The following is a 12,295-nucleotide window of genomic DNA, read 5'->3' on the forward strand; positions in this document are numbered from 1 at the left end:
AGAATACCAATAAAATTAACTAATAATTAAAAGTCTTATTGCTATTCTAAGTGTAGGCGCTTACAATTGCTATATTAAATTAATAAAATAGTACAAGGGGGTAATTGGGAGATGAAGAGAAAAACGTGGTTGGGGTTCATGTTTTTAGCAATATTTGCGTTGCTTGTTTCAGGTTGTAACTTTAGTTCAACAGAAAAAGACACAGGCGACAAGAAAGATGATGGAGAGAAAAAGGAAGACGGCAAGGTAGCACAAGTGTTGAACTTGGGCGTAACGGCTGATATTCCTACACTAGATTCTACAAAAGCACATGACGCGATTGCATTTGACGTATTGAATAACGTCAATGAGGGGCTATTCCGTCAAGACGAAAACAATCAGCCTGTTCCGATTCTAGCTGAACAGCATGAAAAAAGTGAAGATGGCACAGTTCATACATTTACAATTAAAGAATCAACTTGGGCTAATGGTGAGCCTGTAACGGCTGCTGACTTTGAATATGCATGGAAACGTGTCATGAAAGAAGCGGGCCCATACAACTACATGCTTGTAACTGCAGGTATTAAAAATGCTGAGCCGATTATGGATGAGGAAATGGATGCAGCGGAGCTAGGCGTTAAAGCAATTGATGAAAAAACGCTTGAAGTAACGCTTGAAAGTGCAAATCCATTGTTTGAAACGCTACTGGCGTTCCCAACATTCTTCCCACAAAACCAAAAGTTTGTTGAAGAGCAAGGAGATCAGTATGCGCTTGAACCTGAAAACATTTTGTCTAATGGACCGTTTAAACTAACGAATTGGACGCACGAACAAAGCTGGAAAATGGTTAAAAACGATACGTATTGGGATGCAGCGAATGTAAAGCTTGATGAAGTCAATACGATTGTTGTCAAAGATCCTTCTGCGGGTGCAAACTTATATGAAACGGGTAAAGTTGACCGCGTTAGGCTAACATCTGCATTGATCGATCAATATGCGGATAATAAAGATTTCAATATTGAACAAGAGTCAGGCATCGTATTTTTACGCTTTAACCATAATCATGAAATATTGAAAAATCCGGACATTCGCCGCGCAATTGGTATGGCAATTGACCGTCAAGGTTTGACAGATGTCATTCTAAAAGACGGTTCTGCACCACTATATGGCGTAGTTGCAGGAGGATTCTACTTCTCACCTGAGAAAAAAGATTACCGTGAATTGAATGGTGATTTCAATAAGGGAACAGTTGAAGAAGCGAAAGCGCTTTGGGAAAAAGCGCTGGCTGACACTGGTCAAAAAGAATTGACTGTGTCACTCAATATCGCGGATTCTGATGAAATGAAAAAAGTAGCAGAATACCTACAAGCTCAATTGGAGGATAATCTACCAGGCTTCAAATTGGAGATTAAAGCAGTACCTTTCGCACAACGTCTTGAAATTGAAAAAGCGATCGAATATGAATTGTCTCTGTCTACATGGGGACCTGACTATAGTGACCCGATGACATATCTTGATATGTGGGTAAACGGTAGTTCTTCTAACCGTATGGACTACAGCAATCCGAAAATCGACGAGCTTGTTCAGCAAGCACGTGTAGAGACAGATCTAAGCAAGCGTTATGAACTCCTTCTTAGCATTGAAAAAGTGCTATTGGAAGAAGATTATGCAATTGCACCACTTTACCAACGCGGTGCTGCAATTCTAAAACGTGACACAGTGCAAAATCTTGTCAAACATCCATCTGGAGCAGAATTCACTTACAAAGGTGCTTATATCGAATAATTTAGCCGTTTGAAAGTAGTAGAAGAGCGAAGGTGTATCTACTGGTGCACCTTCGTTTTTTCCTTTTGTCGTCTAGGCGCTTGCGCTTTTGGGGTATCGTCTAGGCTCCAGGCGCCAGATGCTCGGGTCATAAGTCAAGCCGACTCTGTGGCAAAGATCGCCACGCCGTCGGCTCGCCTTATGCCTGTCGCATCTAAGCAGGCGCCCTGCGCTTTTGTTTTATCGTTCAACATAGAAGAGCTTGTCAAGAAATTGGGGTGTTTAATTTGAAGGGCTACATAGTGAAACGATTTGGCTTTATGATTATCACATTGTTTATCATTACGACCGCGACGTTCTTTCTCATGCAATTACTACCAGGGACGCCATTTAGCAATCCTGAGAAATTGTCAGAGAAGCAGCTGATGATTTTGAATGCCAAGTATGGATTGGACCAGCCGGCCGCAATCCAATATCTCCGCTATTTGGGGAATTTAGTGCAAGGTGATTTTGGTTATTCTTTCCAGTATGAAGGTCGAACTGTCGAAAGTATGATTGTCGATCGAATCGGTCCTTCGGCAATGATTGGTTTACAAGCCCTTGTTTTTGGGACGATTGTCGGGCTTGTATTGGGGATTATATCTGCGCTAAGACATAATACGATTCTTGACTACGGGGCTGTAACGCTTGCGGTGCTTGGGATGTCGATTCCATCATTCGTATTTGCGGCATTGCTACAGTATTTTGTTGGGGTGAAGTGGGGGATTTTACCTGTCGCTTTATGGGAAAGTTATGCCAGTACCATTTTACCGTCCTTTGCGCTTTCTGTGACGGTTATTGCGACGGTCGCCCGATTTATACGCAGTGAAATGCTTGAAGTATTAGGACAGGATTATGTGACAACGGCTAGGGCAAAAGGCTTGCGTGAACTAACGGTGATCTCGAAGCACGTCATTCGAAATGCACTCATTCCTGTTGTGACGATGCTGGGTCCACTAGCAGTTTCAATTATGACTGGAACCTTAGTCATTGAAAAAATCTTTGCTGTTCCAGGGCTTGGAGAACAGTTTACATTATCGATTCTTGTTCTCGACTACAGCGTAATTATGGGTATCACGTTATTTTACAGCGCGCTATTTATCGTTGTTGTGTTCATCGTCGATATTTTATATGGGCTACTAGATCCCCGAATTGATTATAAACAGGGGGGACAGGCATGAGTAAAAGTACAATTGATCAACAAGAATCCATTGTAAAAGAACGAGTAGATGCACATGAAATTACTGCGGATTTATTTGTACCGGCGCCATTAGATCCAGAAAAAAATGAAGAAATTACAACGCCGTCTGTGTCATTTTGGCAAGAGGCGTTCCATCGCTTATTCAAAAATAAAGGAGCGGTTATTTCTCTTGTTGTACTTATAGCGCTAATCGTGTTGGCGCTTGTGGGTCCGTTGCTGAACGAGCATACGTATCGAAGCCAAAACTTGGTCCATTCCAATTTACCTGCCAAAGTCCCTGGACTTGAGTGGCTTGGGTTTAACGGAAAGGACGTAAAGGGCGTTGATGTGTATGAAACGAGAGGGATAGAAGAGAACTATTGGTTCGGAACGGATGAATTCGGCCGTGATTTGTGGACGAGGGTGTGGAAGGGGACGCAAATTTCCTTATTCATCGCACTCGTCGCAGCGGCTTTGGATTTAGTCATTGGTGTTGTCTATGGCGGTATTTCCTCGTTTTACGGAGGGCGAGTAGACAATCTTATGCAGCGGATTATCGAAGTATTAATGGGTATTCCGAATTTGATTATCATTATTTTGTTTATCCTGATTCTTGAACCGGGGATTACGTCGATTATTTTGGCGATGGTCATAACCGGTTGGGTAGGGATGGCGAGGGTTGTACGCGGACAAATTTTGCAGTTGAAAGGTCAAGAATTTGTTTTAGCCTCTCAAACGCTGGGGGCATCGAATTTCCGCCTCATTAGTAGACATTTGCTGCCGAACGTCATGGGTCCGATTATTGTAACTATCATGTTTACCATTCCGACAGCGATTTTCTTTGAAGCCTTTTTAAGTTTTATCGGTTTAGGATTGCAGGCACCGCAAGCTTCGCTTGGGGTTTTGATTGAAGATGGTTATAAATCAATGAGGTATTTTGCATACAAACTCGTTTTCCCGGCGATTGTTATTAGTGCGATTATGATTTGCTTCAACTTGTTGGCTGATGGATTACGGGATGCGTTAGATCCAAAAATGAGAAAATAAGGGGTGGGTCATGTATGAAAGAAGAGATTTTGTCAGTTGACAATTTACACATATCCTTCCAGACCCAAACCGGTACGGTGGCGGCTGTAAGAGGTGTGAACTTCAAGTTGAATAAAGGAGAAACGCTGGCGATTGTAGGGGAGTCGGGTTCTGGGAAATCGGTTACTGCCAAGTCCATCATGCGTTTACTACCAAAACATAATACGATTATTCCGCAAGGGAATATTGCGTACGAAGGTCTAGATCTTTTGAAATTATCGGTAACGGATATGCAGAAAGTTCGAGGCTCTGATATCTCCATGGTGTTTCAAGATCCAATGACGTCTTTAAATCCAACGATGAAAATTGGTAAGCAAATTATGGAGGGGCTTATTAAGCACCAAAGTATGACGAAGAAAGAGGCGAAGGAACGGGCATTGCAAATGTTGCAGCTCGTTGGAATTCCGAATGCGGAAGCGCGACTTGAAGCGTATCCGCACCAATTTTCCGGTGGAATGCGACAACGGGTTGTTATTGCAATGGCACTTGCCTGTAATCCGAAAGTATTGATAGCAGATGAGCCGACGACAGCGCTTGACGTGACGATCCAAGCGCAAATTTTACGATTGATGAAAGATTTGCAAGAAAAGATGGACACGGCTATTGTGCTGATAACACATGATTTAGGTGTCGTGGCGAATATGGCTGATCGTGTGGCTGTGATGTATGCAGGTGAAGTGGTAGAGCAAGGGGCGTTGGATGAAATATTTTATGAGCCGCAGCATCCGTATACATTAGGTCTTTTACGTTCAATGCCGAACTTGGATGCGAGTCGTTCAGAGCCGCTTATTCCGATTCCGGGTTCACCGCCAGATTTAGCGACATTAGGCACGGGCTGTCCGTTTGCGGCCCGCTGTCCATATACGATGAAGGTCTGTCATAACTTCCATCCGGAAACGACGCAATTGAATGATAGTCACGCTGTGTCGTGTTGGCTACAAGACCCGAGGACGCCAGCAGAGCATGTCCCGGAAACAGTTGGGAGTGCAAAATCATGAGCCAGAGTGAAGATCTGTTAGTCGTTAAAGACTTGAAAAAACATTTTAAATTAGATAAGAAAAGTACGTTGAAAGCCATTGACGGCGTTAGTTTCACCATTAAAAGAGGCGAGACGTTAGGCCTAGTCGGGGAATCAGGATGTGGAAAGTCTACGGTAGGGCGGACGATTACGCAAATCTATGATCCGACAGCAGGTGAAATTCTTTTTAATGGGGAAGGCGTGCATGCGAAAAGTAGTGCGGCGGAGCGGAAAGAAAAGAAACGCAGTATGCAAATGATTTTCCAAGACCCTTACTCATCGCTCAATCCACGGATGACGGTCATGGAAATTATTTCAGAAGGACTGCTCATTCACGCACCAGAACTATCCACTCAGCAACGTGAAGAGAAGGTCAATGCACTATTAGAGCTTGTCGGCTTGAACAAAAAGCATTCGCAGCGTTATCCACATGAATTTAGCGGAGGGCAACGACAACGGATTGGTATTGCACGCGCGTTGGCGGTCGAGCCGGAGTTTATCGTGGCGGACGAGCCGATTGCGGCACTGGATGTGTCGATTCAAGCGCAAATTGTGAACTTGTTGAAGCAGTTGCAAAACGAGCAAGGACTCACTTTTCTATTTATCGCACATGATTTGTCGATGGTGAAATATATTAGTGATCGGATTGCTGTGATGTATCTTGGGAAGATTGTCGAGTTGACGGAAAGTGAAACGCTTTACGAGAAACCGTTGCATCCTTATTCGGAGGCATTGCTGTCAGCGATCCCATTGCCTGACCCGAATCTAGAGCGCACGCGGAAACAAATTGTTTTAACGGGCGATGTGCCAAGTCCAATTGATATTCCAAGCGGTTGTCGATTCCGAACGAGATGTCCAAAAGCGATGGATGTTTGTTCGAAATTGGAGCCGACATTTGCGGAAGTAGAACAAGGTCATTTTGTTGCGTGTCATCTTCACGATGAGCAAGTGATGGCGCGAGAAGATGCAGTTCCATTACATAAAGAGTTGTCCTGAATGTTCAGGACAACTCTTTTTATTTTGTGAAAAAATATCTGTCGAGAAGGGGATGTTTAACTGCATCAGATTACTCATTTTATGAGAAGAAAGGCTATGGTTCCAATCACATGTAGAGTGTAAAAATGATCCCATTTTTTATTTGTTTCACTTAGGAAATTTCTAGTCGTATCAGTATCTCCACTTATTATTTTAGAAAAATAACATTTCTCTGTTCACTATTAGGAGAGGGATTATGTATGTGATCCGAGTAGGAAGGTGTAGAAATTATTTCTTTTCAATCGATTAAAAAGCGAGTAGAATGTGAAAGTTCCCTTTTCTGGATAAAACGTTTGGTGAATATTGCTTAGGTAGAAAGGTGATATTTATCTTAGTTCAGTAAAAGACTTTTACCTCTAGAGGAGGAATTTGTTCCCCGTTCAGTGGAGGTCCAAATGTCGTGGAGCACAGAGAAATAAAAAACAGTAGAAGGGAAGATGATTATGCAAAGTGAAATGCGGAAATCATGGACCAGAGAGTCGCTTGTTGCGTTCCTTGTAGCATCACTAAAAGGGATTTCTCAAGTGCTATTGATTGAAAATGCCATTTCAGGCCTTCTCATTCTACTGGCTATTACCACTTATTCTTCCTTTTTAGGCGTCATCACACTGCTATCGGCTTTTGTGGGTACAATCGTTGGAAAGCTAGGTGGGGCGGATGAAAAGAGTATAAGTCAAGGTCTGTTCGGGTACAACTCAGTACTGACAGGGATTGTACTCGCATCATTTTTAACAGGATCTTATCACTGGATTATCGCGCTTGTAGGAGCTGCGATTGCTGCGATTTTTACAGCTGCTATGATGCATGTGTTGAAAGACTCAGGGATACCTATTCTTACCTTTCCTTTTATTATCCTGTCTTGGTTGATGTTACTCGCATCGTACCGACTAAAAGTGTTTCAACTAACTCCGGATCTATTCCCACAGGATTTGTCGCATTGGGAAGTGGACATGACTGGCAAAGTAGATTGGGTGGATGGGACTTTTAACGGTATAGGACAAATCTTTTTCCTCGATAGCACATTTTCTGGTGCCTTGATTTTTGTTTCAATCTTTTGGGCCAGTTGGAAGTTTGGATTGTATGCGATTATCGGAAATTCCGTCGCGTTATTGACATCGTATCTCCTCGGTGCGGAGCCGAATTTGATCTTTATGGGGTTGTACGGATATAACGCAATCTTAACCATTATCGCTGTGTCTATCGTATATAATGCGAAGTCTAATCGTTTTACACCTTTTTTAGGTATCATAGGTGCTTGTTTAACGGTGCTGTTAACAGCAAGCATCGCCACATTACTGTTACCTTTCGGGCTTCCAACATTAACATTGCCATTTGTGCTTAGTACGTGGCTTCTCCTTGGTGCAAGAAAGGTTCTACCACGATTGTAGAGATTTAGAGGGAAATGGTCATTGACATGGGAGGTAAAGATTAGCTGAAGTATGTTTCGGAGAATCTTTATTTTCCAATGGTCAGGTAGATGGAGCGTGTGATGTTTTTTAGTAATAGTTAAAAAGTAAAGCTTTCAATATTATTTTAAAAAAGTAATTCGATTTTCCTATATCTTTGAAATGCCATGAAGTTGAAGAAAACACTGAAATCCTTTATACTAGGACAGTAAACGACATTCTTCGACAAAACCCACAAACCCTACAAAACCCGTCTAAATCGGGTTCCATTCACTGAGGCAATTGCCTAAAACTTGCATGTCCATGCAAACGAACTTTTAAAAAGAAACAAAGATGTTAACTTGAATAATTTTCTGAATCATCTATGATTTGGTTTTTTTATTAATTAAAAAAAGAGGTGCTTTGAATTGAAGTTAAACCAAGTTGAACAGGAAAAATTACTGTTACACGTTGCTGGAGAGTTGGCTATTAAGCGTAAGGAACGTGGCGTTAAGTTGAATTACCCAGAAGCAGTAGCGCTACTTTGTCACTACATTATGGAAGGCGCGCGTGATGGTAAAACTGTTGCGCAACTGATGAGTGAGGGGAAACAAGTGCTAACAGTTGATGACGTCATGGAAGGTGTTGGCGACATGATTAGTGATGTGCAAATTGAATGCACATTCCCAGATGGTACAAAATTGGTGACGGTCCACCGTCCAATTCAATAAGAGGAGGCTTCAACAATGATTCCAGGAGAAATTAAAACAGCTGAAGGCATGATCGAAATCAACTTCGGACGCCCAACGAAAACAGTCCGTGTTGCGAATACAGGTGACCGTCCGATACAAGTCGGCTCTCATTTCCACTTTATCGAAGTGAATAAAGCCCTTGAATTTGATCGCGAAGTAGCAGTTGGTATGCATTTGAACATACCATCAGGTACAGCGGTGCGTTTTGAACCAGGCGAAGAGAAGGAAGTCGAATTGGTAGAGTTTGGCGGGAAACGTCACGTATTTGGATTGAATAACTTAACAGATGGTTCTACGCATAATGTAGACGAAATCTTAGATAGAGCAGCTGAAGCAGGATTTAAAGGAGCCGAAGATAAATGAAAGTAACACATGATCAATATGCGAAAATGTTTGGCCCAACAGTTGGCGACAAAGTGCGTCTTGCTGATACGGACCTTTGGATTGAAATTGAAAAAGACTACACGTATTACGGCGATGAAGGCGTATTCGGTGGAGGGAAATCACTACGCGTATCAATGGGGCAAAATGGTAAAAATGTTCGCGACGAGGGTGTTCTCGATACAGTTATTACAAACGTTATGATTATTGACCATACAGGTATCGTGAAAGCAGATATCGGGATTAAAGACGGTCGTATTATTGGTGTCGGAAAAGCAGGGAATCCACTTGCAATGGACGGCGTAGACCAAGATATGATTATCGGTGTTGGAACGGAAGTGTATGCAGGCGAAGGGTTGATCGCAACAGCGGGCGCCATTGACACGCATATTCACTTAATCAGCCCTCAGCAAGTTGAAACTGCGCTTAATGCAGGAACAACGACATTTATTGGTGGTGGGACAGGTCCTGCAGCTGGTTCAAAAGCAACGAGTATGACTGCGGGTGCATGGCATATCCAACGCATGTTGCAAGCAGTCGAAGACCTACCCATTAACTTTGGTCTTCTCGGAAAAGGGAGTGCATCTGCTCCTGAGCCAATTATTGAACAAATTCGTGCCGGCGCAATTGGTATGAAGATTCACGAAGACTGGGGCGCGACACCTGATGCGCTTGACCAAAGTTTAACGGTAGCAGACGAGTACGATATTCAAGTCGCACTTCACTCCGATACACTTAATGAAGCTGGATTTGTTGAAGATACGATCAATGCAATTAATGGCCGTACAATTCACATTTTCCATACAGAAGGAGCAGGTGGCGGGCACGCACCTGACCAATTGAGATTAGCATCACATCCAAATATTTTGCCGGCATCAACGAATCCGACAAAACCATTTACAACGAATACAATCGATGAGCATTTGGACATGCTGATGGTATGTCACCATTTGAAACACGATGTACCGGAAGACGTAGCATTCGCTGATTCACGTATCCGTCCTGAAACGATTGCTGCGGAAGATATTATGCAAGACCTGGGAGTTTTAAGTATCATGTCTTCTGACTCACAAGCGATGGGACGCGTAGGTGAAGTCACAATGCGTACGTTCCAAACAGCCGATAAAATGAAAAAACAACGTGGTCCACTTCCGCAAGACGAAGGAAAAGACAACGATAACTACCGTGTTAAACGCTATATTTCGAAATTAAATATCAACCCTGCAATTGCACATGGTATTAGCCATGAGGTAGGTTCCATTGAAGAAGGAAAACTTGCAGATATCATTCTTTGGGATCCTGCATTTTTCGGTGTGAAAGCAGAAGTTGTCATTAAAGGTGGAATTGCTGTTTATGCAATCACGGGCGACCCGAATGCATCCATTCCAACTCCGCAACCAATGATGGGACGTCGTATGTACGGTTTCCATGGTCAAGCTCCACAAAAAGCAGCCATGACATTCTTGCCGCAAATCGCTGTGGAAGAAGGGCTTCCTGAAGCACTCGGCTTACAAAAAATGATTGGTACAGTTAAAAACTGTCGTAACGTTGGTAAAGCAGACATGAAGCATAACAGTGAAACACCTGAAATTGACGTGAATCCTGAAACGTATGAAGTGAAACTTGATGGTGAATTGGCTACATGCGAAGCGGTAAGCGTTCTTCCGATGGCACAACGTTATTTCTTGTTTTAATCAATAAGTGTGGTTGATGCTGGTATTGGTTGCGAGCGCAATTTGAAGAGAAGAAATGGTGTTAGTAACTGATACCAGGCTTATGATTTGATTGATATTTCTGATAAAGGAGAATGTTGAATGTTAATTACGAAAGTCATTGGTAATATCGGTACGGAAGAAGAGATTGCAGGGAAGAAGACAGAGTGGCTTGAGCTTGACTGGGAAGAATTGAGCAAGCGCATTTTACGTCGTGAAACAGACCAAGGTACGGATATTGCGATATCGCTTGAACAGCATGCTGATGACCACCATCACGATCATCACCACCATGACGGACACGACCATCATCATGATCATCATACATTGCAGTATGGCGATATCTTATTTGAAGATGATAACCGCCGCATTGTTGTGCGTACAAAAATGGAGCCAGTTATTGTTATCAGCCCGAAAAACATGACGGAGATGGGTAAAACGGCATTCGAACTTGGAAATCGTCATACGCCGGCTTTGATTGAGGAAAATCAAGTCATCGTGCGCGCAGACCATACGTTGAATAAATTGTTAGATGAAGTGGGTGTTGCATATGAAACAACTGAAAGACGGTTTAAACAACCATTCAAATACCGTGGCCACTCCCACTGATTTTGCGCTCTTGCATCTGTTTCAAATACATGACTCTGCTTTTCCAATAGGTTCTTTTACGCAGACTTATGGAATGGAGACGTACATCCAAGAAGATGTCATCCGGACGAAAGAGGATTTGGTCGCGTACTGCACCTCATTCCTATTTCATAATCTAGTTCGCGGAGATGCAATTCTGATGCAAGAAGCTTATGCCGCAGCTCTGGAACAGGATGTCGAGCGATTGCTCTATTTGGAACAATTATGTGGAGCCATGAAGCTTGCGAAAGAATCGCGAGAGGCAAGTGTGAATTTAGGCAGACAGTTTATAAAAACGGCGTCTCCACTTGGCACGGATGCATTTCTTACTGAATGGAAAGAGCGTATTGACGCGAAAGAGATTAAAGGGCATTACGCCATTCTTTACGGCATTTACAGTGCGGCAACGGGCGTCAGTGTACACCATGCCGTCATGACGTATTTGTTTGCATCGCTGAATGGACTCGTTCAAAATGCCGTTCGTGCAGTGCCTTTTGGGCAAACGACGGGTGTCCAAGCGATGTACGAATTGATTGGACCAGTGACGGAGGCAGCTGCATTTGTTTCGACGTTGACGGAAAATGATATTAGCAATAATGCGCTTGGTATCGAACTCGCTTCTATGAAGCATGAGTACTTATTCTCAAGACTATTTATTTCGTAATGGATTGAAAGGAGTTTTTTATAATGAAACCAGTACGTATTGGTATCGGTGGACCCGTTGGATCGGGCAAGACATCGCTCGTTGACCAACTGACACGTGCGATGCATAAAGACTATAATGTGGCGGTTATTACGAACGATATTTATACACGTGAGGATGCTCAGTTTTTAATGAGTAACGGTGTGCTTGAAGAGGACCGTATTTTAGGCGTGGAAACAGGTGGGTGTCCGCACACAGCTATTCGTGAAGATGCTTCCATGAACTTTGCGGCGATTGATGAGTTGAAAACTCGTTTTACGGACTTGGATATTATTTTTGTAGAAAGTGGCGGCGATAACTTATCTGCTACATTTAGCCCTGAATTGGTTGATGGCTATATTTATGTGATTGACGTTGCGGAAGGACAGGATATTCCACGAAAAGGCGGCCCTGCGCTAACGCGTTCTGATTTGTTGTTGATTAATAAAACGGATTTAGCTCCGTATGTGGGTGTGGATCTTGAACTTATGGATAGTGACGCGAAAAAAATGCGTAACGGCCGTCCTTATATTTTCACAGATGTAAGAACACAGAAAAACGTTGATAAAGTTGTTGAATGGATTCAACATAGCATGCTGTTGGAAGGTGCGGGATCCGCTGGTTCAAATGACTAAGCCGTCCCGCTCTATCCACC

General features: G+C 43.0%; 12 protein-coding genes. All 12 read left to right on the forward strand.

Annotated features, from left to right (window positions below):
• Nucleotides 1-111: 111 nt before the first annotated feature.
• The 12 genes from MKY34_RS04680 to ureG all read left to right on the forward strand — a co-directional run bounded on the left by MKY34_RS04680 (nt 112) and on the right by ureG (nt 12,275).
• Complete coding sequence (locus tag MKY34_RS04680; protein WP_342514062.1) at nt 112-1,764, forward strand: peptide ABC transporter substrate-binding protein; 1,653 nt, start codon at nt 112-114, stop codon at nt 1,762-1,764.
• Nucleotides 1,765-2,030: 266 nt separating this feature from the next.
• Nucleotides 2,031-2,963 carry an ABC transporter permease gene (locus MKY34_RS04685; protein ID WP_342514063.1) on the forward strand — a complete coding sequence of 311 codons (933 nt, stop codon included), beginning with the start codon at nt 2,031-2,033 and terminating at the stop codon, nt 2,961-2,963.
• Complete coding sequence (gene opp3C / locus MKY34_RS04690; protein WP_342514064.1) at nt 2,960-4,009, forward strand: oligopeptide ABC transporter permease; 1,050 nt, start codon at nt 2,960-2,962, stop codon at nt 4,007-4,009. The genes MKY34_RS04685 and opp3C overlap by 4 nt, the downstream gene beginning before the upstream one ends.
• A gap of 14 nt (nt 4,010-4,023) precedes the next feature.
• Complete coding sequence (locus tag MKY34_RS04695) at nt 4,024-5,046, forward strand: ABC transporter ATP-binding protein (RefSeq protein ID WP_342514065.1); 1,023 nt, start codon at nt 4,024-4,026, stop codon at nt 5,044-5,046.
• Nucleotides 5,043-6,062, forward strand: coding sequence for an oligopeptide/dipeptide ABC transporter ATP-binding protein (locus MKY34_RS04700; RefSeq protein WP_342514066.1), 1,020 nt, complete (start codon nt 5,043-5,045; stop codon nt 6,060-6,062). The genes MKY34_RS04695 and MKY34_RS04700 overlap by 4 nt, the downstream gene beginning before the upstream one ends.
• Before the next feature lie 482 nt (nt 6,063-6,544).
• Nucleotides 6,545-7,489: an urea transporter gene (locus MKY34_RS04705; RefSeq protein WP_342514067.1), complete on the forward strand. Its 945-nt coding sequence runs from the start codon at nt 6,545-6,547 to the stop codon at nt 7,487-7,489.
• Between the two features lie 425 nt (nt 7,490-7,914).
• Complete coding sequence (ureA, locus tag MKY34_RS04710; RefSeq protein ID WP_342514068.1) at nt 7,915-8,217, forward strand: urease subunit gamma; 303 nt, start codon at nt 7,915-7,917, stop codon at nt 8,215-8,217.
• Between the two features lie 15 nt (nt 8,218-8,232).
• Entirely contained in the window at nt 8,233-8,601 is a 369-nt protein-coding gene (gene ureB / locus MKY34_RS04715) for an urease subunit beta (protein ID WP_342514069.1), read from the forward strand.
• A complete protein-coding gene (gene ureC, locus MKY34_RS04720; RefSeq protein WP_342514070.1) occupies nt 8,598-10,313 on the forward strand; it encodes an urease subunit alpha in 1,716 nt (571 codons plus the stop codon). The genes ureB and ureC overlap by 4 nt, the downstream gene beginning before the upstream one ends.
• Before the next feature lie 120 nt (nt 10,314-10,433).
• Nucleotides 10,434-10,940, forward strand: coding sequence for an urease accessory protein UreE (locus MKY34_RS04725; protein WP_342514071.1), 507 nt, complete (start codon nt 10,434-10,436; stop codon nt 10,938-10,940).
• Nucleotides 10,882-11,622, forward strand: a complete 741-nt coding sequence (locus tag MKY34_RS04730) for an urease accessory protein UreF (protein ID WP_342514072.1) — start codon at nt 10,882-10,884, stop codon at nt 11,620-11,622. The genes MKY34_RS04725 and MKY34_RS04730 overlap by 59 nt, the downstream gene beginning before the upstream one ends.
• Nucleotides 11,623-11,645: 23 nt before the next feature.
• Nucleotides 11,646-12,275 carry an urease accessory protein UreG gene (gene ureG, locus MKY34_RS04735; protein WP_342514073.1) on the forward strand — a complete coding sequence of 210 codons (630 nt, stop codon included), beginning with the start codon at nt 11,646-11,648 and terminating at the stop codon, nt 12,273-12,275.
• The last annotated feature ends 20 nt before the right edge of the window (nt 12,276-12,295 follow it).

Origin of the sequence: Sporosarcina sp. FSL K6-1522 (genome assembly GCF_038622445.1) — a bacterium.
Taxonomy (GTDB): domain Bacteria; phylum Bacillota; class Bacilli; order Bacillales_A; family Planococcaceae; genus Sporosarcina.

Coding starts and splice junctions, on each gene's coding strand:
- MKY34_RS04680 (WP_342514062.1), top strand. CDS start 112: ATGAAGAGAAAAACGTGGTTGGGGTTCATGTTTTTAGCAATATTTGCG.
- opp3C (WP_342514064.1), top strand. CDS start 2,960: ATGAGTAAAAGTACAATTGATCAACAAGAATCCATTGTAAAAGAACGA.
- MKY34_RS04695 (WP_342514065.1), top strand. CDS start 4,024: ATGAAAGAAGAGATTTTGTCAGTTGACAATTTACACATATCCTTCCAG.
- MKY34_RS04700 (WP_342514066.1), top strand. CDS start 5,043: ATGAGCCAGAGTGAAGATCTGTTAGTCGTTAAAGACTTGAAAAAACAT.
- MKY34_RS04705 (WP_342514067.1), top strand. CDS start 6,545: ATGCAAAGTGAAATGCGGAAATCATGGACCAGAGAGTCGCTTGTTGCG.
- ureB (WP_342514069.1), top strand. CDS start 8,233: ATGATTCCAGGAGAAATTAAAACAGCTGAAGGCATGATCGAAATCAAC.
- ureC (WP_342514070.1), top strand. CDS start 8,598: ATGAAAGTAACACATGATCAATATGCGAAAATGTTTGGCCCAACAGTT.
- MKY34_RS04725 (WP_342514071.1), top strand. CDS start 10,434: ATGTTAATTACGAAAGTCATTGGTAATATCGGTACGGAAGAAGAGATT.
- MKY34_RS04730 (WP_342514072.1), top strand. CDS start 10,882: ATGAAACAACTGAAAGACGGTTTAAACAACCATTCAAATACCGTGGCC.
- ureG (WP_342514073.1), top strand. CDS start 11,646: ATGAAACCAGTACGTATTGGTATCGGTGGACCCGTTGGATCGGGCAAG.